Annotated in this window: 19 protein-coding genes and 2 tRNA genes; 18 read left to right on the forward strand and 3 right to left on the reverse strand. The window is 64.4% G+C overall.

Annotation, left to right across the window (positions count from 1 at the left end; translation table 11 throughout):
- The first annotated feature begins 1,159 nt into the window (after nucleotides 1–1,159).
- The 12 genes from QZX93_RS06470 to cheB all read left to right on the forward strand — a co-directional run bounded on the left by QZX93_RS06470 (nucleotide 1,160) and on the right by cheB (nucleotide 14,078).
- On the forward strand, nucleotides 1,160–1,477 hold the full coding sequence (locus tag QZX93_RS06470; RefSeq protein ID WP_295384658.1) for a BolA/IbaG family iron-sulfur metabolism protein: 318 nt from the start codon (nucleotides 1,160–1,162) through the stop codon (nucleotides 1,475–1,477).
- Between the two features lie 427 nt (nucleotides 1,478–1,904).
- Nucleotides 1,905–3,056, forward strand: coding sequence for a branched-chain amino acid ABC transporter substrate-binding protein (locus tag QZX93_RS06475; protein ID WP_295384660.1), 1,152 nt, complete (start codon nucleotides 1,905–1,907; stop codon nucleotides 3,054–3,056).
- Nucleotides 3,057–3,068: 12 nt separating this feature from the next.
- Entirely contained in the window at nucleotides 3,069–3,992 is a 924-nt protein-coding gene (locus QZX93_RS06480; protein WP_295384662.1) for a branched-chain amino acid ABC transporter permease, read from the forward strand.
- Nucleotides 3,992–4,192, forward strand: coding sequence for a hypothetical protein (locus QZX93_RS06485; RefSeq protein ID WP_295384664.1), 201 nt, complete (start codon nucleotides 3,992–3,994; stop codon nucleotides 4,190–4,192). Before QZX93_RS06480 ends, QZX93_RS06485 begins: the two co-directional genes overlap by 1 nt.
- Nucleotides 4,193–4,199: 7 nt before the next feature.
- The gene (locus QZX93_RS06490; protein ID WP_295384666.1) at nucleotides 4,200–5,327 is read left to right on the forward strand and encodes an ABC transporter ATP-binding protein; all 1,128 of its coding nucleotides are present in this window, start codon (nucleotides 4,200–4,202) and stop codon (nucleotides 5,325–5,327) included.
- Entirely contained in the window at nucleotides 5,311–6,105 is a 795-nt protein-coding gene (locus tag QZX93_RS06495) for an ABC transporter ATP-binding protein (protein WP_295384668.1), read from the forward strand. Before QZX93_RS06490 ends, QZX93_RS06495 begins: the two co-directional genes overlap by 17 nt.
- Nucleotides 6,106–6,107: 2 nt before the next feature.
- Nucleotides 6,108–6,812 carry an ABC transporter ATP-binding protein gene (locus QZX93_RS06500; protein WP_366759849.1) on the forward strand — a complete coding sequence of 235 codons (705 nt, stop codon included), beginning with the start codon at nucleotides 6,108–6,110 and terminating at the stop codon, nucleotides 6,810–6,812.
- 179 nt (nucleotides 6,813–6,991) lie between these two features.
- Nucleotides 6,992–8,332 (forward strand): CheR family methyltransferase, encoded by a 1,341-nt coding sequence (locus QZX93_RS06505; protein WP_295384672.1) that lies wholly within the window; start codon nucleotides 6,992–6,994, stop codon nucleotides 8,330–8,332.
- Nucleotides 8,333–8,344: 12 nt separating this feature from the next.
- On the forward strand, nucleotides 8,345–9,337 hold the full coding sequence (locus tag QZX93_RS06510; protein WP_295384674.1) for a chemotaxis protein CheW: 993 nt from the start codon (nucleotides 8,345–8,347) through the stop codon (nucleotides 9,335–9,337).
- 34 nt (nucleotides 9,338–9,371) lie between these two features.
- Entirely contained in the window at nucleotides 9,372–10,823 is a 1,452-nt protein-coding gene (locus QZX93_RS06515; protein WP_295384677.1) for a methyl-accepting chemotaxis protein, read from the forward strand.
- Between the two features lie 50 nt (nucleotides 10,824–10,873).
- Complete coding sequence (locus tag QZX93_RS06520) at nucleotides 10,874–12,985, forward strand: response regulator (RefSeq protein ID WP_295384679.1); 2,112 nt, start codon at nucleotides 10,874–10,876, stop codon at nucleotides 12,983–12,985.
- Nucleotides 12,986–13,004: 19 nt separating this feature from the next.
- Nucleotides 13,005–14,078 (forward strand): chemotaxis-specific protein-glutamate methyltransferase CheB, encoded by a 1,074-nt coding sequence (gene cheB, locus QZX93_RS06525; protein ID WP_295384681.1) that lies wholly within the window; start codon nucleotides 13,005–13,007, stop codon nucleotides 14,076–14,078.
- A 208-nt stretch (nucleotides 14,079–14,286) separates the two neighbouring features.
- On the opposite strand, the gene QZX93_RS06530 is transcribed toward cheB, so the two are convergent.
- Entirely contained in the window at nucleotides 14,287–15,525 is a 1,239-nt protein-coding gene (locus QZX93_RS06530) for an HD domain-containing phosphohydrolase (RefSeq protein WP_295384684.1), read from the reverse strand.
- 327 nt (nucleotides 15,526–15,852) lie between these two features.
- Between QZX93_RS06530 and QZX93_RS06535 the strand changes: the two genes are divergently transcribed.
- The 3 genes from QZX93_RS06535 (at nucleotide 15,853) to QZX93_RS06545 (ending at nucleotide 18,009) form a co-directional block, all read left to right on the forward strand.
- On the forward strand, nucleotides 15,853–16,530 hold the full coding sequence (locus QZX93_RS06535) for an inner membrane-spanning protein YciB (RefSeq protein ID WP_295384689.1): 678 nt from the start codon (nucleotides 15,853–15,855) through the stop codon (nucleotides 16,528–16,530).
- 1 nt (nucleotide 16,531) lies between these two features.
- Complete coding sequence (locus QZX93_RS06540; RefSeq protein ID WP_295384692.1) at nucleotides 16,532–16,834, forward strand: YciI family protein; 303 nt, start codon at nucleotides 16,532–16,534, stop codon at nucleotides 16,832–16,834.
- A gap of 254 nt (nucleotides 16,835–17,088) precedes the next feature.
- Nucleotides 17,089–18,009: a peptidylprolyl isomerase gene (locus tag QZX93_RS06545; RefSeq protein WP_295384695.1), complete on the forward strand. Its 921-nt coding sequence runs from the start codon at nucleotides 17,089–17,091 to the stop codon at nucleotides 18,007–18,009.
- 62 nt (nucleotides 18,010–18,071) lie between these two features.
- Here QZX93_RS06545 and htpX read toward each other — a convergent pair whose 3' ends face one another.
- On the reverse strand, nucleotides 18,072–18,965 hold the full coding sequence (gene htpX, locus QZX93_RS06550) for a protease HtpX (RefSeq protein WP_295384698.1): 894 nt from the start codon (nucleotides 18,963–18,965) through the stop codon (nucleotides 18,072–18,074).
- A 200-nt stretch (nucleotides 18,966–19,165) separates the two neighbouring features.
- Between htpX and QZX93_RS06555 the strand changes: the two genes are divergently transcribed.
- Together QZX93_RS06555 and QZX93_RS06560 are read left to right on the forward strand one after the other, a co-directional pair.
- Nucleotides 19,166–19,241 (forward strand) — tRNA-Ala (locus QZX93_RS06555).
- A gap of 90 nt (nucleotides 19,242–19,331) precedes the next feature.
- Nucleotides 19,332–19,407, forward strand: a tRNA-Glu gene (locus QZX93_RS06560).
- A gap of 616 nt (nucleotides 19,408–20,023) precedes the next feature.
- Here the strand turns inward: QZX93_RS06560 and QZX93_RS06565 are convergent.
- Nucleotides 20,024–20,551, reverse strand: coding sequence for an O-acetyl-ADP-ribose deacetylase (locus tag QZX93_RS06565; RefSeq protein WP_295384700.1), 528 nt, complete (start codon nucleotides 20,549–20,551; stop codon nucleotides 20,024–20,026).
- Between the two features lie 171 nt (nucleotides 20,552–20,722).
- Between QZX93_RS06565 and lpdA the strand changes: the two genes are divergently transcribed.
- Complete coding sequence (gene lpdA, locus QZX93_RS06570; protein ID WP_295384704.1) at nucleotides 20,723–22,177, forward strand: dihydrolipoyl dehydrogenase; 1,455 nt, start codon at nucleotides 20,723–20,725, stop codon at nucleotides 22,175–22,177.
- Nucleotides 22,178–22,404: the final 227 nt, after the last annotated feature.

A 22,404-nucleotide genomic window follows, 5' to 3' on the forward strand; every position in this document is an offset into this window, starting at 1 on the left:
CGTCGGTAAACAGGCAGACTAGCAGGCTGTCGGACTTAGTGATGCAACCGATTGAATGCAAAGAGTTTCCTCTTTTGCGCCAAAAAGTCGTTTTCCTGTTTAATCAATCGGTTACGCCATCAAGTCCGACAGGCTGCTAGGATACTAATGTACTAGACTGAATCCAGTCTAGCACCCAAGCATCCTAGCAGGCTGTCGGACTTAGTGATGCAACCGATTGAATGCAAAGAGTTTCCTCTTTTGCGCCAAAAAGTCGTTTTCCTGTTTAATCAATCGGTTACGCCATCAAGTCCGACAGGCTGCTAGTCCCCCAGCCATGGCTACCGCACCCCGCTGCCAAGACGCTCCCCCGTTGAACTGGTGAAGCCTCAAGGCGCGTGGTCAGGCTCAACGTTTCCCATCTGCCATCGGCAGATCGAACCGCAAACGGAAACGTCCACGCGATGACCGTTGAACGTGGCACGATGCGCTCCTTTTTTCGTTAACGAAAAATTTACATAAGCGGCATGCGGGATAAAGCTTAACGCTGGCTTGTTGCCAAATGCAAGAAGTTTTTTGGATCGTGGCTGGGACGGGTTGCAATCGGGCTGAAGTGCCACCGTCGGCGGTCGGTGCGGCGGTCTTGATCATCCCATAAAGAGCAGTTGTCACGCCAAGGCTTTTCAGTGCGTTATCAGCGTTGCGCCAGTCACCGGGAGGGTGATCTGGATCCTGGTTCTACCCGATTGTAGTGCTTGGCGAGCTTGGCGTCTTGGCGTGGGCAATTCCCGGGTCTAGCAGCCTGTCGGACTTGATGGCGTAACCGATTGATTAAACAGGAAAACGACTTTTTGGCGCAAAAGATGAAACTCTTTGCATTCAATCGGTTGCATCACTAAGTCCGACAGCCTGCTAGGACCTTGATCGTCGTTTCGGCCAGTCCGCTAGTTCTGCGAGCCCGCGGCGGCCGGGAAGTTGCCGTCCATGGCCTGGATTCCGGCGTCCCGGCCGGAATGACGATCAAGGCCATCAACCACTCCGGGCACGCGCCCTTGCGGCAACCCTGCGCGGCCGGGGGGCCGCTCCTGCGGGCGTGCCAGGCGCTTGCCGCGGCGCCCGCACGCCCGCATTTGTGGCCAATCGGGGCAGCGCCCTGCCCTTTCAGAACCTGGATACCACCATGAACCGACAGACCCGGATCGCCAACGCGCTCGCTCAGGCACTCCACCCTCAGCACCTTGAGGTGGAGGACGAGAGTCACATGCACGCGGTGCCCGTCGGGGCGGAGTCACACTTCAAGGTGGTGGTGGTGAGCGAGCAGTTTGGCAGCCACGGCCTGGTGGCCCGGCACCGGGTGGTCAATCGACTGCTGCAAGGCGAGTTCGACCACGGGCTCCACGCCCTGGCCCTGCACACCTGGACGCCGGATGAGTGGCGCGAGAAGGGCGGCGCGGCCCCCGCGTCGCCGCCGTGCCGGGGCGGATCGAAGACCCGCTGAGGCCGCCCCTCGCCCACCGCGCCGCACTGCGATGAGCCCTAGTGCGGCAATGACTCACGCCAAGGCGCCAAGCTCGCCAAGAAATACCGCCGACTCGCCAAGGTCGCCAAATCGCCCGACGGGTCCGCGGCCCAGCGCTCATAACGCACTGAAAACCCTTGGCGAGCTTGGCGCCTTGGCGTGACCATTGCGTTTTACAGCGTGGCGGGTCGCGAGCACCGCGGCCTAATGGACCGCCCCCCGCCGAGAGAACGATCAAGGCCCATCGCCCCGATAGATGCAGCACCCGGCACGATCCGGGAGGTACGCCGGCCCATCTATTGGTAGTATTGCCCCCGTCAGGGGTACTTTATCGGCGCACACGCCCGCCGCGGCCCCGCTGGACAACCCATCCTCAACCTTGCCCACCGGCACCGGGAGCAGACTCATGAAATCCAAACTATTGATCGCATTGATGGTCGGAGCCATGTCATGGACGGCGGCATCCGCCGAACCCGCAGTGGAGACGGTGAAGATCGGCTGCGTGGCGCCGCTCACCGGTCCCCAGGCGCACCTGGGCAAGGACATCGAGAACGGCGCGCGCCTCGCGGTGGACACCATCAACGCCACCAAACCGACCCTGGCAGGCAAGCCGGTCCAGTTCGTGCTGCAGGTGGAGGACGACGCGGCGGACCCCAAGACCGCGACCGTGGTGGCCCAAAAGCTGGTGGACGACGGCGCCAAGGGCGTGGTCGGACACCTCAACTCCGGGGCGAGCATCCCCGCCTCGCGCATCTACGCGGACAATGACATCCCCCAGGTCTCTCCGGCCTCGACCGCAGTCGCCTACACCCACCAGGGGTTCAAGACCACCTTCCGGTTGATGGCCAACGACTCCCAGCAAGGCCGCGCACTGGGCCAGTACGCCACGCACCTGGGCAAGCGGGTGGCGGTGGTGGATGACCGCACCGCCTACGGCCAGGGCCTGATCGACGAGGTGGTGAAGGGGGTCAAGGCGGCCGGCGGTGAGGTGGTCGCACGCGAATACACCACCGACAAGTCGACCGACTTCACCGCCATCCTCACCTCGCTCAAGGCCAAGAAGCCCGATGTGGTGGTGTTCGGCGGCATGGACCCCCAGGCCGCGCCCATGGTCCGCCAGTTGCACACGCTCGGCATGAAGATCCCCTTCATCGGCGGCGACGGCATGCAGACCGCTGAGTTCATCAAGCTTGCCGGCCCGGCCGCCGAGGGGTCGATCGGGTCCTCGCCTGGGCTGCCGATCGACAAGATGCCCGGCGGGGCGGAGTTCACCAAGCGCTTTGGCGAGCGCTTCGGCAAGATCCAGATCTACGCCCCCTTCGCCCATGACTCGGCCGTGGTCCTGATCCAGGCGATGCTGCGGGCGGGCTCGGCCGAGCCCGAAAAGTACCTGCCGGAACTCGCCCGCACCCAACTCGACGGCGTCATCGGCCCCATCGCCTTCGACGACCAAGGCGATCTGAAGGACGGCCCGGTCACCCTCTATCAGGTGAAGAAGGGCAAGTGGCAGGCGGTGGAGACCGTCGGCGGACCAGCGGCCAAAGCGGCGGCCAAGTAACCCCGCCCCCGCATGGACGTCCTGCTCCAACAACTCGTCAATGGCCTGATCCTGGGTAGCCTCTACGCGCTGGTGGCGCTGGGCTACACCATGGTCTACGGCATCCTGGAGCTGATCAATTTCGCCCACGGCGAGATCGTGATGCTGGGCGCACTGGTGTCCGTGACCGTGCTCGGGGTGCTGGTGGCCGCCGGGGTGCCGGTGCCGCTCGCGCTGCTGCTGGCCCTGGCCGCCGCGGTGCTGGTGTGCATGGCGACCGGCGTGCTGGTGGAGCGGATCGCCTACCGACCGCTGCGCAACGCCCCGCGGCTGGCCCCGCTGATCACCGCCATCGGGGTCTCCATCGTCCTGCAGAACCTGGCGATGATCCTCTGGGGCCGCCAGTATCTGTCCTTCCCGCCGGTCCTGGCGCCGCAGGTCTATGCCTGGCACGGGGCCAGCGTGTCCAATGTCCAGTTGCTGATCGTCGCGGTGGCGGCGCTCACCATGGGTACACTGCTGCTGCTGGTGCAGCGCACCCGGCTCGGCCGGGCCATGCGCGCCACCGCGCAGAACCGGGAGGTGGCCGGGCTCATGGGGGTGGACGTGAACCGGGTGATTGCCGCGACCTTCGCGGTGGGCTCCGCGCTGGCCGCGGTGGCTGGGCTGCTGATCGCCTCCTATTACGGCATCGCCCACTACAACATGGGCTTTCTCCTGGGCCTCAAGGCCTTCAGCGCGGCCGTGCTGGGCGGGATCGGCAACATCCCCGGGGCGCTCCTGGGCGGGCTGCTGCTGGGGGTGATCGAGAGCCTGGGCGCGGGCTATATCGGGGACCTCACCGGCGGCTTCCTGGGCAGCCATTACCAGGACATCTTTGCCTTCTTCATCCTCATCCTGGTGCTCATCTTTCGCCCCTCCGGGCTCTTGGGCGAACGCGTGGCGGATCGCGCGTGATGAATAAAGATGATTGTCCGCAAATGAACGCAAATGACCGCCAAGCGTTTCGCACTGGAGGTCGAGGCTTTAGCCGGATCAGGGCCGCTGAGATGCAATGTCGCCCGGCTAAAGCCTCGACCTCCTATCTTCTTGCGGCCGAAATGACAGCAATGGATTTTCTTCATTTGCGTTTATTTGCGTTCATTTGCGGACAATAAATTCTTAATGCCAGACCTCCTGCCAAACCGTTTCTACCGCGACCCACGCCTGGCCTGGGCGGCCTATGCCGCCCTGGCGGCGCTCTTGCTCACCCTGCCCTTCCTGGTGGACGCGGGCATGGGACGCAGTTGGGTGCGCATCCTGGACTTTGCGCTGCTCTATGTGATGCTGGCCCTGGGGCTCAATATCGTGGTGGGGTTCGCCGGGCTATTGGATCTCGGCTATGTCGCCTTCTATGCGGTGGGCGCCTATTTCTATGCCATCCTGGCCTCGCCGCAACTCGGTATCCACCTGCCCTTCTGGGCCCTGCTGCCGCTGGGGGCGGGCGTCGCCTGTCTGTTCGGCGTCCTGCTGGGGGCGCCGACCCTGCGCCTGCGGGGCGACTATCTGGCCATCGTCACCCTGGGTTTCGGGGAGATCATCCGGATCTTTTTGAACAACCTGAACGCCCCGTTCAATCTCACCAACGGCCCCCAGGGCATCAATATGATCGACCCGGTGCGGATCGCCGGTCACTCGCTGACCCGGCCGATCGAGATTCTGGGGCTCAAGCTCCCCGGCACCCACACCCATTACTATCTCTTCCTCATACTCACCCTGGGCGTGATCTTTGTGGCGATCCGGCTTCAGGGGTCGCGCATCGGGCGCGCCTGGGCGGCCATCCGCGAGGACGAGGTGGCGGCCGAGGCGATGGGCATCAATACCCGCAATATGAAGCTCCTGGCCTTCGCCATGGGGGCGACCTTCGGCGGTCTGGGGGGCGGGCTGTTCGCCGCCTTTCAGGGTTTCGTCAGCCCGGAGTCGTTCACCCTGATGGAGTCCATCATGATCCTGTGCATGGTGGTGCTGGGTGGCATGGGGCACATCCCGGGGGTGATCCTGGGGGCTATCCTGGTGACCATACTCCCCGAGCTGCTGCGCTATATCGGTCCGTTGCAGGAGGGGCTGATCGGGCGGGTGGCGGTCGACCCGGCGGACCTGCGGATGCTGCTGTTCGGCGTCGCCCTGGTCGCGGTGATGCTGTTCCGGCCCCAGGGGCTGTGGCCCTCGCCGGTGCGGGCGCGCGAGTTGCACCCGGCCAACCCGGACGAGGTCCGCCAGGAACAGGAGGCGCTCTATGACGCCGAGCGCTGAGGGTCAGCGCCCACTCCTGGAGGCCCGCGCGGTCACCAAGCGCTTCGGCGGGCTCACCGCCTTGAGCGAGGTCTCAATCACGGTCCACACGGGTGAGATCTTCGGCCTGATCGGGCCCAACGGGGCGGGCAAGACCACCCTGTTCAACTGTCTCAACGGGCTCTATCACCCCAGTTCGGGCAGCGTTCACTTAGACGGGGTGCCCTTGACCGGACTCAAACCGCACGCGGTGGCCGCCCACGGGCTGGCCCGGACCTTCCAGAACATCCGGCTGTTCGCCAACATGAGCGTGCTGGAGAACGTGATGGTGGGGCGCCATGTGCGCTCGCGCGCCGGGGTGTTGGGGGCGGTGCTGCGCGGTCGGCGCACCCGGGCGGAGGAGCGCTCGATCCATGAGCGCTCGCTGGCACTGCTCGATTCAGTCGGGCTGGCCGGACGCGCGGATCAGCTCGCCCGCTTCCTGCCCTATGGCGATCAGCGCCGGCTGGAGATCGCCCGCGCGCTGGCCACCGAGCCGCGGCTCCTGGCGCTCGACGAGCCCGCCGCCGGGATGAATCCGATCGAGACGCAGGCGCTCAAAGAACTCATGGAGCAGATCCGCGGCCGCGGCGTGACCCTGCTGCTGATCGAGCACGACGTGCGACTGATGATGGGGCTGTGCGACCGGGTGGCGGTGCTGGACTATGGGCGCAAGATCGCCGATGGTCCCCCGTCGCAGGTCCAGCAGGATCCGCTGGTGATCGAGGCCTATCTGGGGGCCGGGGTGGGTGTAGCATGAGCCTGATCGAGGTCGAGGGCCTGGCGGTCCATTACGGCGGCATCCGTGCAGTCAAGGGTATCGACCTGCGGGTCGAGGAGGGTGAGGTGGTCTGTCTGATCGGTGCCAACGGGGCCGGCAAGACCAGCAGCATGCGCGCACTCGCCGGCCTGCTGCCCGCCGCCGCCGGCACGATTCGCTACGCCGGCACCGATATCACTGCGCTGCCGGTCCATCTGCGCGCCCGGCGCGGGATCAGTATGGTGCCGGAGGGCCGCGGGGTCTTCCCGCGCCTGACGGTGGCTGAAAACCTGCGCATGGGGGCCTATTTCCGCACTGACTCGGCAGGCATCGCGGCCGATCTGGAGCGTGTCTACGGGCTCTTTCCCCGCCTGCGTGAGCGCCGCGCCCAGACCGGCGGGACCCTGTCGGGGGGCGAGCAGCAGATGCTGGCCATCGCCCGCGCGCTCATGAGCCGGCCGCGCCTGCTGCTGCTCGACGAGCCCAGCATGGGGCTGGCCCCGCTGGCGGTGCAGACGATCTTCGAGACCATCCGGCTGATCGCCGCGCAGGGGATGACCCTGTTGCTGATCGAGCAGAACGCCCGTCTGGCCCTGGAGTCGAGTAGCCGCGGCTATGTCCTGGAGGGTGGGCGCATCGTCCACCAGGACGACTCCACCGCGCTGCTCGCGAGCCCCAAGGTCCGCGCGGCCTATCTGGGGGCCTAAGTTCTATTTTGAAGATTATTTGTCCGCAAATAAACGCAAATGAACGCAAATAACAAATACGGTTATAGGTGGAGAGCGAGACGACTGCCTAACAGCCGTGGATCATCAAGGATCTTATTTTGCGTTTATTTGCGTTCATTTGCGGACTAACGTCTCTTTTTTGGCATAGCTACCCGCTCATGAAGCACCTGTTTGGTGAAATTGCCCGCCAGAGCGGACTGCGCATTTCAGAGGGCAGTGAGGAGCGGCTGGCGATCTATATACACGAGCGTATGCGGGCGCTCAAACTGCGGCAACCGGAGGACTTTCTGCGTTGCCTGCTGCCAGAGCACGCCGACCACCGGCACGAGTTGCAACGCTTGGCGGCGGTGCTGACCACGGGCGAGACCTCGTTTATGCGCGATGCGGGGCAAATCCAACTGCTGCGCGACACCCTGTTGCCGGGGCTGCTGGAGCGGCGCGCGCGGCAGCGCTCTCTGCGGCTATGGAGCGCCGCCTGTTCCACCGGGGAAGAGGCCTATTCACTGGCCATCCTACTGCACGAATTGCTGGCCGGACGCGAGGACTGGCAGATTGCGCTCTACGGCACCGACGTGAACCGCGACGCACTCCGACTGGCCGCCGCCGCGCAATACGGTGACTGGGCGTTTCGCGGGTGCGATCAGGCGTTTCGGCAACGCTATTTTGCCCCACACCACGACCGCTGGGTGTTACAGCCGGCGATCCGTCGCATGGTGTACTTCATGCCAGGCGACCTGCTGCGCGATCCATTGCCCGACCCCGCCCACGGACTGGCCGACCTGGACCTGATCCTGTGCCGCAACCTGTTCATCTATTTGCAGCCCGCGGCCATTGCCACGGTCACCCACAAGCTGGTTCTCTGCCTGCGCGAAGGCGGGGTCTTGCTGACCGGCCACGGCGAATTGCATGCGCACGGCTCGGAGCTGCTGCAAACCGAGGCCTACCCACAGTCGCTGGTATACCGCAAGGGACCCCCACCGGCGGCGACGCCGGCCAAGGCGCCGACGCGCCACAATCCAGCGACCGCGCCGCGACCCGTGGCCGCGAAGCCGGTGCCGCCACCTGTGCGTACGCCGACACCGGCGCGCGCCCCGGCGATCGTTGACCCCCTGTTGGCCGCGTGGCGCCTGGCCGACGCCGGGCGCCTGGACGAGTCGCTCGCCCTCTGCCGCGGGCTGCTGGCGCAGGACCCGATGCGCCCCGAGCCCCATTTTCTGGCTGCGGTGCTGACCATGGAACTGGGCGACCCCGACGCGGCGCGCGAATCGCTGCGTAAGGCGCTGTATCTGGCACCCGACATGATCGCCGCCCATGTCCATCTGGAGCGCCTGCAGGCGGGAGCGGAGCAGAACCGCGCCGCGCACAGGACGCGCGCCATCGTCTCCCGGCTGCTCCAGGACCTACCGCCGGACGCGCTGGTGCCCTTCCTGGGGGAGGGGCGCGCCGCGGAACTCGGTGCCCATTGGGCCCGCCGTCACGCGCCGCCGGGCGCCCACTGAGCCGCCTACGCCGTGTCCGACCACTTGATTTTTGAGCTCAACGCCACCCGTTACGCCATCCCGGCCGAGACGGTACGCAGCACCTTTTGGCTGCCCGAGCTCGCGCCGGTGGAGGACCTGCCGCCCTATTTTGTCGGCCTGATCAACCTACACGGCGAGGTGCTTGCCGTCGTCGACCTGGGCCAGCGCTTTGGCCACCCGGCCAAGCCGTACCGGCTGAACCAAGCGGTGGTCTTGCTGGAGCACGACGGCTACCGCCTGGGCCTGGTGGCCGACCAGGTGCATGACCTGGTGGACATTGCCCCCGCGGCGGCCGCACCCTATGTCCACTTGGAAGGGGATGTTCACTTGCACGCCGCACCGGTGATTGCCGGCACCCTGAAATGGGAAGACACGGTGTTGATCCTGCTGGATGCGACCGCCTTGTTGCGGCTGGTCATCCAGGTGGGCGATCGGCCAGTGACCGGCCAGGCGCCCAGCGAGCGATTTGCGCCGCTTAACCCACAGGAGCAGGCCCGGCTGCGCGCCCGCACCCATCGGTTGGCCTTGCCCGACGCGCCGCCGGACCCGGCCACCCATGTCTATGCGCTGATCCGCATCGGCAGCGGGCGCTATGCCATCGAGCTGCAACACGTGGCCGAGTTCACCCACCTGGGCCACTGCACGCCGATTCCCTGTTGCCCGCCACACATCATCGGGTGCGTGAATCTGCGCGGTGCTATCCTCACCGTCGTCGACCTGGCGCCCCTATTACAGGGCAAGCCCTCGACTGACTATACGGTGATTGTGGTACTGCAACTGGGCGACCAGCGCCTGGGACTGGCGGCCCATCAGGTCAGCGACATCCGCTCCTATGCTGACCAGGCCCTCGCCCCATTGACCGGACAGGCCTATGGCCACCCGCACTGCAAATGGATGCTGCACGATGAGGATGGCGTGGCCGGCGTACTGGACTTTGATGCACTGCTGCAACACACCCAGTTTGAAGTCAATGAACAGGCTTGAACCCGCCGCCCCCTTTTTATTGCGAGACCGACGCATGACCGCCAAGCTCAAACTCTCTACCCGTATCTTGCTGGGCAACCTGATGCCCTGTCTCGTATTCACCCTGGCCGTGGCGGCGGTTTATCTGGAAAGCCTGGGCCTGCAACGCAACATCGTCGACAATGAACGGGCGGTGGCCATCAGCGAGCACGGCTTGAATCTGCAATTGCAGGCCGCGCAGATGCAGCGGGCGGCGCGGGGTATCCTGCTGAACGCCGAGGCCACCCACGTGGAAGGCTACGAAAAGAGCAAGCAGAACGCCGCCAACATCTTTCTGGAACTCAAGCAACTGGTACGCGATCCCGGCCAGTTGGCCACCCTGGAGCGCCTCAGCGGACTGGTCACCGCCATTGCCGAGGCCACCCAGGCCAACATCGCCCGCGTGAAGGCCGGGCCGACCACCGAGGGCGCGCGCGACGTCCAAATCAGCCAGGGCGATGAGCTCTATCAGCGTTTCAACGTCCTGGCGATGCAGTTTTTCGAACGCGAAAGCGAGATCGAGCAACAGTACAAGGCGAACGTGCGCAACGGTGTCGCCGCGGTCGTCCGGCTGTCGGGGCTCGGTCTGGTGGTCGCCTTTGCCCTGTCGCTCGCAATCAGCATCTGGCTGGCCCGCAACACCAGTCGCAGCATCAAGGAGCTGATTTCCGTGGTGGCCGCCTCGACTAATCAGATTGCGGCGACCACCGAGGAACACGAAGGGGCCATGACGCAACAGGCCAGCGCAGTCACCGAAACCACCGCCACGGTGGAAGAGATGGTGGCCACCGCCCGTATCAATGCCGAGCAGGCCGAGCTGGCCACCAACTCGGCCAACCAGGCACAGTCCACCACCCGCGAGGGCCTGGAACTGGTGATGCATAATGAAAGCGACATGGCCGCCATGGAAGAGAGCATGAACGCCATTGCGCAGAAGATCATTGGTCTCTCGGAACAGGCGGGTCAAATCGGCGAGATTGCCCGGGTGGTGGGCGAATTGGCCGCCGAAACCAATATGCTGGCACTCAATGCCGCGGTGGAGGCGGCGCGCGCCGGTGAGCAGGGCCGCGGGTTCGCCGTGGTGGCCAGTGAAATCCGCAAGCTGGCCGACCAAAGCAAGAAATCGGCCGAGCGCGCCAACCAAATCGTGGCCGATATTCAAAAGGCCACCAACGGCATGGTGATGACCGCCGAAGACGGCAGCAAGATCACCCATGCCACCGCCGACAGCGCCCGCCTGGCCTCGCAGGCGTTTGAAAAGGTCATTCACTTGGCAGACGCCCTGGTACAGAACGCACAGCAGGTCTTGCTCAACAGCAAACAGCAGGCGGTGGCCCTGACTCAGATCGACATTGCGATGAAGAACATCGACAATGGCGCGCGCGAGATGTCCACCGGCACGGCGCAAATCCGCGAGGGCATGGCCAAGCTCACCGGGGTGGCCAGCGAACTCAACCGGATGCTATGAGCACCACCGCCAGCAGGGGGCCGCGCGACGGTGATCGACGGTGATCGAATGTGATTGACGACCAGGAACTGCGCGACCTGTTCCGCGCCGAGAGCGCCGAGCACCTGCAGAAGATCGAGGCGGGCCTCCTGCAATTGGAGCGCACACCCCACGACGCCCCACTGCTCGATGAGGTGTTCCGCGAGGCCCATAGCCTCAAGGGCGCGGCCCGTATGTTGGGCCTGCGCGAGGTGCAAAACCTGGCGCACGGGATTGAAAGCCTGCTGGGCGAGGCACGCGCGGGCAAGCTGCAAATCGACTCGACCTTGGTGCCGCCCCAACTGGCCACGCTGGATCGGATACGTCACCTGGTCGCCATGGAACTGGGCGACGCAGCCCCCGCACCGACGCCCAGCGCCGCGGACCCAACACGCGACCCGGAACCGCCCGCGACTGCCGCGACACCGCCGCCCGCCGCGCTGGCGGCGGCGCCCACCGCGCCACTACGCGATTTTCGCATCGACACCCTGCGCATCGAATCGAGCCGGCTCGATGCACTGTTGCAACTCGGCGGTGAGTTGGTGGTCAGCAAGGGGCGGGTGGCACGCTGGCAGACCGAGCTCGACCAACTGCTGACCCAATGCGACTATCACCTGAAACACCCGCAGGCCAGTGCCGAGGGGCTGACCGAGGCGATCGCCGCCCTGGGGCACTTGCGCGGGCACCTGGCCAGCGACAGCGCCCGGCTGGAGGCGGTGGCGGTGGCGATCGAGGGCGGCATTCGTAAGCTCCGCCTGCTGCCCATGGCCACCCTGCTGGAGCTATTCCCGCGCATGGTCCATGACCTGGGGGCCGAACTCGGCAAGCTAATCGATTACCAGGTGGAAGGCGCAGCCACCGTGGCCGACAAGCATATCATCGAGGAATTGAAGGCCCCGCTGACGCACCTGCTGCGCAATGCCATCGACCATGGCATCGAACCGCCGGCCGAGCGCGAGCGTAACGGCAAGCCGGCCGCGGGCCTGATTGCGATTGCGGTCACGCCGAGCGCCGACGCGCTACAGATTACCGTGCGCGACGACGGCCGCGGTCTGGACCTGGCGGCCATCCGCCGGCAGGCGATCAAACAGCGGCTGCACACGCCGGAGGAGTTGGCAGAGCTCACGCAGGCGCAGTTGCAGGCGCTGATCCTGGAGCCCGGGTTTTCCACCGCACCCATCATCACCGATCTGTCGGGGCGGGGGGTGGGCCTGGACGTGGTCCGCGGCAGTGTGGAGCGCCTGCGCGGCTCGCTCAAGATCGCCTCCGAACCGGGCCAGGGACTTAGTATCAGCCTGCGGCTGCCCGTCTCGCTCACCGCCACCCGCGCCATGCTGCTGCGCGAGTGGGGCGAGACCTACGCCCTGCCCTTCGATGACATTGTATTCGTCAAGCGACTGCGTCCCGCCGAGCTGCATGTCATTGAAGGCCGGCAGTGCTTTTATCAGGGCGAGCAGGCCATCCCCTTGGAGCGCCTGGGGCTGCTGCTGGAGCGAGCGCCACCCGCACTGAAGGATGAGGACTGGTTGCACTGTGTCGCACTTAAGGTGGGTAGCGAGACCTTTGCCGTGGCACTCGACGAGGTCCTGGAGATTGAGGACATCGTGGTGAAGCCCACCCCGCCGCCACTAACGCGGGTGCGCAACGTCGCCGGGCTCGCGGTGCTCACCACCGGGCTGGTGTGCCCAGTGCTCAACCTCTATGACCTGCTGCGCAGTATGACCCGGACGGTGCGCCACACCACGGCGGCCACCGCCAATGGCGAGACTGCGGCCACGGCACCCAAACGTATTTTGCTGGCGGAAGACAGCATCACCACCCGCATGCAGGAACGCCGCATTCTGGAGGCCGCCGGGTATCAGGTAGTCACCGCAGTCGATGGACTCGACGCCTGGAATAGCCTGGCCCTGCACCCGTTCGACGCGGTGGTCTCAGACATTCAAATGCCGCGGATGTCCGGCCTGGAATTGGCCGAAAAGATTCGCCAGAATCGCAAGTTTGCCGAGCTGCCGATCGTGCTCGTCACGACCCTGGCCAGCGAAACGGATCGCCGCCGCGGCATGGAGGCCGGGGCGGACGCCTACATCAGCAAGTCAGAGTTCGACCAGAGCCTGCTGCTCGACTGCCTGGCCCGGCTGGCCTGAATTAGACGGACAAACACCCATGTCAGAAATCCCGGGAGGCAACGGCCAGCGCCGCATCCGCCTGCTGCTGGTAGAGGACTCGGTCACCGAGTTATACATGCTGAAGAACCTGCTCGCCGGGGCGCCGGACATGGAGGTGGTCGGCACCGCACCCAATGGGCACGAGGCCCTGATCCTGCTACCGCAACTGCGGCCCGATCTAATCATTACCGACTACCATATGCCGGTGATGGACGGCATGGAATTTATTATCAGGGCCATGGCGCAACACCCCTGCATTATTCTGGTGTTGAGCGTGGCGGTGCAGTCATTCGATAAGGACAACATCTTCCGGTTACTCGCCGCCGGCGCCTTGGATGTCATCGCCAAGCCGATGGGACAGAATGGGGGCATCGGGATCCCAGAGGCTCAGGCGTTATTGGAAAAGATTCGCGCTATCGCCGAGGCCCCGACCATGAGTCGGCGATTGGCGGCGCCCGCGCCGCCGACCACGGCGAGCGTCCCTGCCATCCCATCACCGCGGAGCAAGAAGATCGCCTTGGTCGCGCTGGGTGCCTCGACCGGCGGCCCGCAGGCATTGAACCGCATTCTTGACCTGTTGCCCAAAAGCTTCCCGATACCGCTCGTGTGTGTGCAGCACATCAGCGCCGGGTTTCTGGATGGGATGCTGGGCTGGCTGCAAACCCGCTGCGCCCTGAGACTGACACTGGCACGCCAGGGTGAGAGACCAGAACCCGGCCAGGTCTATTTCGCCCCCGAGGGCCGTCACCTGGTATTGGACGCCAGCCGCCGCTTCGGCTTTGTCGACTGCACGACCGACCACCTGCACTGCCCACAGGTGGACCGATTGTTAGAGTCGGTGGCGCAACACTGTGGCCCCACCGCGCTGGGGGTCTTGTTGAGCGGCATGGGGCGAGATGGCGCCGCCGGTCTCAAGGCCATGCGCGAGGCCGGCGCAGCCACCATCGCCCAGGACGCGGCCACCAGCGTAGTCTTTGGCATGCCCGCCGCCGCCATTGAACTGGACGCCGCCCAATACGTACTCCCCACCGATGAGATTGCCGCCACGCTGATCCGCCTGGCCGCGCGCTAAGGGCGACCGCAGATCAAGATAGAAGGAAGATTTGTCCGCAAATGAACGCGAATGAACGCAAATGAATAAAAAAACCCTTTCCGTTGCTTACTGATATCAGGCAACTCATCGACCGGGCAAGGCAAGGTGGTTCGTCGGATGCCCGCGACCCATTATCCTATTTTGCGTTCATTTGCGTTTATTTGCGGACGAATTTTTCTTCTTCAGATCAGGCCACCTCGGGCGACCACCGGCCTTGGTCGTGGACGGCGATAAAGGCATCCACCACCAGCGGATCGAACTTCGTGGCCCGACCCGCCTGGATCTCGGCAATGGCTGCCTCAACCCCCAGCGACTTGCGGTAGGGCCGCGACGTGGACATGGACTCCACCACATCGGCGACGGCCAGTATCCTGGCCTCTAACAGGATCTCATCGCCTTCCAGGCCGCGCGGGTAACCCGAACCATCGAGCCGCTCGTGGTGCTGTAGCACCACCTCGGCAATCGGCCAGGGAAAGTGGATATTCTTCAGGATCTCATAGCCGGTTTGGGAATGGGTCTTGATGAAATCGAATTCCACCCGATCGAGCTTGCTGGGCTTGGTGAGGATTTCAGACGGGATGCGGATTTTGCCGACATCGTGGACCGCGCTGGCGATCTGGAGGCCCTCCAGGTCGTGCGCGGAAAGCTGCAATTGCGCCCCGATCAATACCGCCAGATTGGCCACCCGGCGCTGGTGGCCCGAGGTGTATGGGTCACGCATTTCCACCGTGGCGGCAATCGCCGTGACCGATTCCAGCAAGGTGTCGTGCAGTTCATGGAAGTGCGCCGCCTCCTTCTTCAGCAGCATTTCGCGCTCATTGCCGAGTTTACGCTCGTGCTCGATGAGTGCGGCGGACTGCGTCTCGACCTCTTGCTGGAGTTTGCCGTTCAGCTCGGTGAGCTGGTCCTGGGTGGCTTGGAGCAGTTTGTTCTGTTCCAAGGCATTGCGGTAGATGGACAGCAGCAGGTTCAACATTTGCTGCGAGCCGGTATGGACCTCGAACACCTCATCGCCCAGCCGGGCCTGGAGCGGCAACTTGAGTTCCGCGGCCACCTGGCTCGGTTGATTGAGCGAGTCGCGTACCCGGCTCAGTAACAGTGCGGGATCATAGGGCTTGGTGACATAGTTATCGGCACCCGCATTCAGCCCCCGCACCACGTCTTGCACGTCGCTCATGGCGGTCAGCAAGATCACCGGCAGCGTACACAGCTCTGGGTCATGGCGAATGCGCTGACACAACTCAAAGCCGTCCATCACCGGCATATTGATGTCGCTGATCAGGAGATCCGGGCGTTGCGCTTGCGCCTGCGCCAAGCCCGCGGCGCCATCGCGTGCCAGGCTGACCCGATATCCGGCATCGGCCAGCACGCGCCGCAGCAGTTCGGCCTGGATACTACTGTCTTCAACGATCAGAATCTGTGCCATTGATTGGTACGTGCGATTGCTTGAAAGGGCGCTGGAACGCAATGCCTACACAGCATAGGATAAAAGTCCGCTTGGCGAACCGCCGCGCGCCAACCGAATTTTACAACGCACCGGAGGCAAAATCCGTAAATGCTTGTAAAATGATGAAAACAGCAGATCGACACCCGGCTGCGCCAGGGGCGACACCACCGCCGCCACTTTACGCGATCCCGACAAGGGCTTATGCTCCGCGTCCCGCCGCGGCGCTCGACCCGCCGCCACGCCCCCGGCAACCGCACCGTACGGCCATGTCAGCGGTCCCGGTCAGTCGCAACCTGAAGGCCACCCATGAAAATCCTGTTCGACCTGCTCCCGATTGTCCTCTTTTTCGCCGCCTACAAGTTCGCGGGTATCTATGTGGCCACCGGGGTGGCGATCACCGCCGCGGCGCTCCAGGTCGCCTGGATGTGGTGGCGCGAACACCGTGTGGACACCCTGCTGGTCGCGACCCTGGGGCTGATCGTCCTGTTTGGCGGCTTGACGATTGCGCTGCACAACCCGATCTTCGTGATGTGGAAGCCGACCCTGGTCAACTGGCTGTTCGCTGCCACCTTCCTGGGCAGCCAGTGGATCGGCGAACGCCCCCTGGCCGAGCGCATGATGGGTCATGCGGTGACGGTCCCAAGCCCCATCTGGCGCGGTCTGAACCTGGCCTGGGCGGTCTTTTTCTTCGCCCTGGGACTGGTCAACCTGGTCGTGGTCTATTGGGCCACCGGCTTCTATCAGGCCCAGCAGGCGCTGCTGCTGGCGAGCGGCAAGGACGCCATCGATCTCGCCGACTGCGCCGTCCAGTTCACCGGCAACCTACTGGCGCAGTGCAACGATGCCCATGACCGCGAAGGCTACTGGGTCAATTTCAAACTGTTCGGCATGATGGGGCTCACAATCCTGTTCGTGATCGCCCAGGCCTTCTATCTTGGGCGCCACGTCAAGGACGAACCCCAGGCGGCCGCGGAGACCGACTGACATGCTCTATGCCATCATCGCTACCGACCACGCCGGGAGCCTCGCCGCGCGGCAGGGCGCCCGCCCCGCCCACCTGGAGCGGCTGCGCGCCCTCCAGGAGGAGGGCCGTCTGGTGCTCGCCGGCCCCCATCCAGGGATCGACAGCCCGGACCCGGGCGCGGCCGGCTTCACCGGTTCGCTCGTGGTCGCCGAGTTCTCCGACCTCGCGGCCGCGGAACGCTGGGCCGGCGCCGACCCCTATGTCGCGGCCGGCGTCTATGCCCAGGTTCAGGTCAAACCGTTCAAACAGGTATTCCCGGCCTGATCCGCCACCTGGACCGGCCATCCTAAGAAGAGTAGTTAAGCCGCCAATGAACGCAAATAAGCGCAAATAAAACAAATTGTTATGAGTTTATCCCAAACAAACTCGGCGCTCCGGCCGGGTGAACTGCCTGCTTCAGCAGGTAACGGATAACCTCCTGTATTTATTTGCGTTGGTTTGCGTTCATTTGCGGCCAAATACTCTTTCTAGGGCCGCCGTCACTCACCCATCCTTTCCACCCTACGGAACTTAAAGCAATGCTCAAGACGCGTGTGTCCCTCGTCATCGGCGCCCTGCTCGCCTCCGGTCTCTGCCTGGCGGAGAACGCCAAGCCGGCCGCCGCGCCGGCCGCGCCCCCGGCTGACTCAAACATCGCCGTGGTCAATGGCGTCGCCTATCCCCTGGATCTCTTCCGCGCGTTTTTCGTGGAACGGTTGCAAGACACCCAGGGCCAGGCCACCCAGACCGACCCGGCATTCCAGCAACAGGTGTTCAACGAATTCATGACGATGGTCGTGGCCGCCCAGGAGGCGCAAAAGCGTAAACTCCAAGACCAACCGGAAGTCGCCCAAGCCCTCGAGGTGCAGCGCCTGAAGGTGATGTCGAACGCCGCCCTGGGCGCCATGGCGCAGGACATCAAGGTCACGGATGACGAGTTGAAGAAGGCCTATGAGGAGGTCAAGAAGACCGCCGCCCGCACCGAGTTCAAGGCCAGACACATCCTGGTCAAGGATGAGGCGACGGCCAAGAAGGTCATCAAGGAGCTGGAGAAGAAGGGCGCTGACTTCGCCGAACTGGCCAAGAAATATTCAGAGGTGTCAACCGCCAAGACCGACGGTGGCGCGCTCGATTGGATCGATCCGAACCAGATGCCGAAACCCTTCGCCGAGGCCATCGTCAAGATGAAGCCCGGCACCACCTCGAGCGAGCCGGTGCAGACCCAGTTCGGCTGGCATGTGATCAACCTGGAGGAGACCCGCATCGCCCCGCCACCCAGCTTTGAGGAAATCAAGCCTCAACTCACCGCCATCGTGCAGCGTCAGAAGCTGGCGGTGGAGGTCAACAAGCTGCGTGACGCCGCCAAGGTCGAGTTGAACGAGGAGGTGGTCAAGGTGACCCCCAAGACGGACGGGGAGACGGCTGAACCGGCCAAGAAGCAGGACGACGCCCACAAATAGTCCCGCGCGCCGCCCCCCCTTCCCAGACTGGTTCCGGTCTGGGGAGGGGCCGGCGAGTCCCCTCAACCCCGCCCAGACTCCAGGGCGGCGATGCGTACCTCCAAGGGCGGATGGCTCATGAACAGGGCCGCGAGCCCCTGGCCGATGCCACCGCTGATACCGAAGGCGGCAAACTCCTGCGCCGGCAGGTCGGTCGTGGCGTGGCCGCGCTGCAAGGCGCGCAGGGCATCGGCCATCTGGCGCCGACTGGTGAGCCGCGCCCCCCCCGCATCGGCGTGGAACTCCCGGTAACGCGAAAACCACATCACGATCATAGTCGCAAGGAAGGACAGCAGGACTTGGGCGACCATCGTCGCGATGAAGGAGCCGATGCCGGGACCCGCGCCCCGATCGTTGGGACCGCGCAGTGCCTGATCCACCAGACTGCCGACGATCCGCGCCAGGAACACCACGAAGGTGTTGACTACACCCTGGATCAGGGTCAGGGTCACCATGTCGCCGTTGGCCACATGGCTGATCTCGTGACCGACCACGGCCGCCACCTCGTCCTTGGTCATGGTCTGGAGGAGCCCGGTGCTCACCGCCACCAGGGCCGCGTTGCGGTTCCAGCCGGTGGCAAAGGCGTTGGGCTCCGGCGCGTCGAAGATCCCCACCTCCGGCATCCGGATCCCCGCCCGCTGCGACTGCTGGGCCACCGTGTCCAGCAACCAGCGCTCGAACGGGGTGCTTGGTTGTTCGATGACCTGCACGCCCATGCCGCGCTTGGCCATGGACTTGGAGAGAAAGAGCGAGATCAGCGAGCCGGAGAAGCCGATGATGGCCGACATCGCCAGCAGCGACGGCAGATCGAGGCCGCCAGCGGAGTTGACGCCGGTGAGGCCAAGCAGACTGAAGACCAGGCTGATGACCACCATGACGGCCACATTGGTCGCCAAAAACAAGAAGATTCGCAGCATAGGTAGAGACTCCCGTGGATGGTTGCGACGACCTGCATACGATGCCCGCACCGGAGCGCTGCAGGCAAGCCCCCGACTTGCCTCGGCACCCCGACCGTCGGACGACACCATCTCCGCGAACTGAAAAAATGGACTGGACAGACTGCGCTGCGACGGGTATCATTTTCGTCTCGATTGATTCAGCTTGTTTCGATTGACTCGGGGCCATAGCTCAGCTGGGAGAGCGCAACACTGGCAGTGTTGAGGTCGACGGTTCGATCCCGTCTGGCTCCACCAATTACTGAAAATCCGGTCGCCCACATCTGGCTACCGGATTCTTTTTTAGCCCGCTGCGCGGAGCGCCCCGGCTAATAGCGTAACGATTCAGTCCCCATCGTCTAGAGGCCTAGGACACCGCCCTTTCACGGCGGCGACCGGAGTTCGAATCTCCGTGGGGACGCCAATTAGACAGGCACTTAGCCAACGACAAAGCCCCGTGATCGGGGCTTTGTCGTATCACACGCGAGCGCAGTCCGATGCGCACGCTCTTACTCGTTCAAGGCTCCACAATGCGTGCAACGACCTGTCGATACCAGTTTTCGGCCGCAGGTTGAATTACCGCACCGCAGGCTATCACCATCAACTCTGGCACGCACCTTGAGCTTACTTGGTATCGCGGCGCCTCTTTCGGGCACGACTGAAGTTCCAGGAAGGTCCCGGTGACAGTGTTTACAGACAACCGCTTCGGGCCGGATAAATTCAGCACAGAACGGGCACTTGACCTGTTTTTCGGAGCGCGAAACAAGTCCGCTCATGAAGAACATCAGGAAGGCCAGAGGGCCAAGCAGCGCTCCGCCAATAGCTGCGCCGGCTAGGTTAAACCCGCGCTTCATCCCGGCGCCTATGCCAATCAAGGCGCCAAGCAACGGCCAAAAGAGCATCTCCATTTTATTCGCCCACAATAAGTTGATGGTAACTTATCTTATTCCACGGTTTTATTGTAGTCAAGGATAGGTGGTTGGCCGGCAAAACCCGGGCAGCCAGTTTTACTTTGCGTGCCTGAGCTTCGCCCCCCGGACCTACTCGCTTGCCCAAGCAGAAACCCCCAGCAGATATTCATAGACGGCCAGATCCGTGGCCGAGAAGCAACAAAAAATAACCTCCTGGATACCAGGATATCGTGGCAAGCGGTCCTGGACGGTCGCGACGGCGGTTCGGGCGGCAGCCGCAATGGGATAGCCATAGATGCCGGTACTGATGCTCGGGAAGGCCAGGGAGCGCAGTTCGGCCGCCGCGGCGACCTCCAGGCAACGGCGATAACAGGCAGCGAGCAGTTGCGCCTCACCCTCGGCTCCGCCGTGCCAGACCGGCCCGACGGTATGGATGACATGGCGGGCGGGCAGCCGGTAGCCGCGCGTGAGTTTCGCGTCCCCGACCGCACAGCCGCCCAGCGTGCGACACTCGGCAAGCAACTCGCTCCCGGCGGCACGGTGGATGGCCCCGTCCACCCCCCCGCCGCCGAGCAGCGACCCATTGGCCGCATTGACGATGGCATCCACCGCGAGGGTGGTGAGGTCGGCCTGAATGGCACGGAGCTTGGTTGTCATGATCGGAACACCGGTGCGAGGGTCAATCAGCGCGAAATATACCAGAGGCCCAGGCGGCGGCGGGACGCATCGCGCACCCCAAGCGGTCCTCCCATCGGTTAGGATTGTGGGTGTTCCCGCCGCCGCAGTGTGCGGACCCTCGATCGATCCTTTGAGCCAAGTAGAGCAATCATGAGCGAACCCATCCCAGCAGCAACGCCCGGCCAGACCCCAGCCCAGGACATCAGCACGGAGATTGCGATCATCGGCGGCGGACCCGGCGGCTACACGGCGGCCTTCCGCGCCGCCGACCTGGGCCAGCGCGTGGTCCTGATCGAGCGCTATGGCGCCTTGGGCGGGGTCTGTCTCAACGTCGGCTGCATCCCCTCCAAGGCCCTGCTGCACACCGCTGCCATCATCGAGGAGGCCAAGGCACTCGGGGCGATGGGGGTGACCTTCGCCCCGCCGCAGATCGACCTGGACCAGATGCGCGCCGGCAAGCGCAAGGTGGTCGAGCGCCTCACCGGGGGGCTGGCGGCACTGGCCAAACAGCGCAAGGTGCAGATCGTCACCGGCAGCGCGCGCTTCGAGGGCCAGCGCCGCCTGAGCGTGGAAACCCGCGAGGGCCGGATCGGCGTCAACTTCAACCAGTGCATCATCGCCTGCGGGTCGAGCCCGGTGCGCATCCCTGGCTTCCCCCACGAGGACCCGCGGGTGATGGACTCCACCGGCGCCTTGGAGATTGCCGACATCCCGGAGCGCCTGCTGATCGTCGGCGGCGGCATCATCGGGCTGGAGATGGCGAGCGTCTACGCTGCGCTCGGCTCACGCATCGACGTGGTGGAGTTACAGGACCAGCTCATCCCCGGCTGCGACCTGGACCTGGTGCGGGTGCTGGAGAAGGTCGTGAAGCCGCGCTATGAGCGCATCCTACTGGAGACCAAGGTGGCACGGATGGATGCGAGCGCTGAGGGCATCAAGATCGTCTTCGAGGGCAAGCACCCGGGGGAGGCCATCTACGACAAGGTGCTGGTCGCAGTGGGCCGCCGACCCAACGGCAAGCTGATCAACGCCGAGGCGGCCGGGGTCACCGTCGACGCCCAGGGCTTCATCCCGGTGGACGCCCACCTGCGCACCAACGTGCCCAACATCTACGCCATCGGCGACGTGGTCGGCAACCCCATGCTCGCCCACAAGGCGACCCATGAGGCCAAGACCGCGGCCGAGGTCATCGCTGGCCTGCCGGCCCTCTTCGACCCGCTCACCATCCCCTCGGTGGCCTACACCGACCCGGAAATCGCCTGGATGGGCCTCACTGAGACCGAGGCCAAGAAGCAGGGCATCGCCTACGAGAAGGGCGTCTTCCCGTGGGCGGCGAGCGGTCGGGCACTCGGCATCCACCGTGAGGAGGGGTTGACCAAGCTCCTGTTCGACCCGGACACCCACCGCATCCTCGGCGCCGGCATCGTCGGCGTGAACGCGGGCGAGCTGATCGGCGAGACCGTCCTGGCCCTGGAGATGGGCGCGGACATGGAGGACATCGGACTCACCATCCACCCCCACCCGACGCTCAACGAGACCATTGGACTGGCCGCCGAGATGGCCCACGGCTCCATCACCGACCTGCTGCCGCCGAAAAAACGGTAGGGTAGCCGGGGCGCTTGAGGCGCCCCGGCTTGGTTAACACGCAAAGGAGCAATGCGAGCCAGCGTTGGGCCGTCTCCGACGCTCTCGTGACACCGCTGCGGCGGTGTCACGCCTGTGTTAGTCGCTGTGCGACGCGAGGCACGCGCCCGGAACGACCACCAAACTCAAGAAGGAAGTCAGACGCGATGGGGCGCCACCCGTCGAATTGGTGGAGTGTTAAGCAACCT

Source organism: uncultured Thiodictyon sp., assembly GCF_903946935.1.
GTDB lineage: Bacteria > Pseudomonadota > Gammaproteobacteria > Chromatiales > Chromatiaceae > Thiodictyon.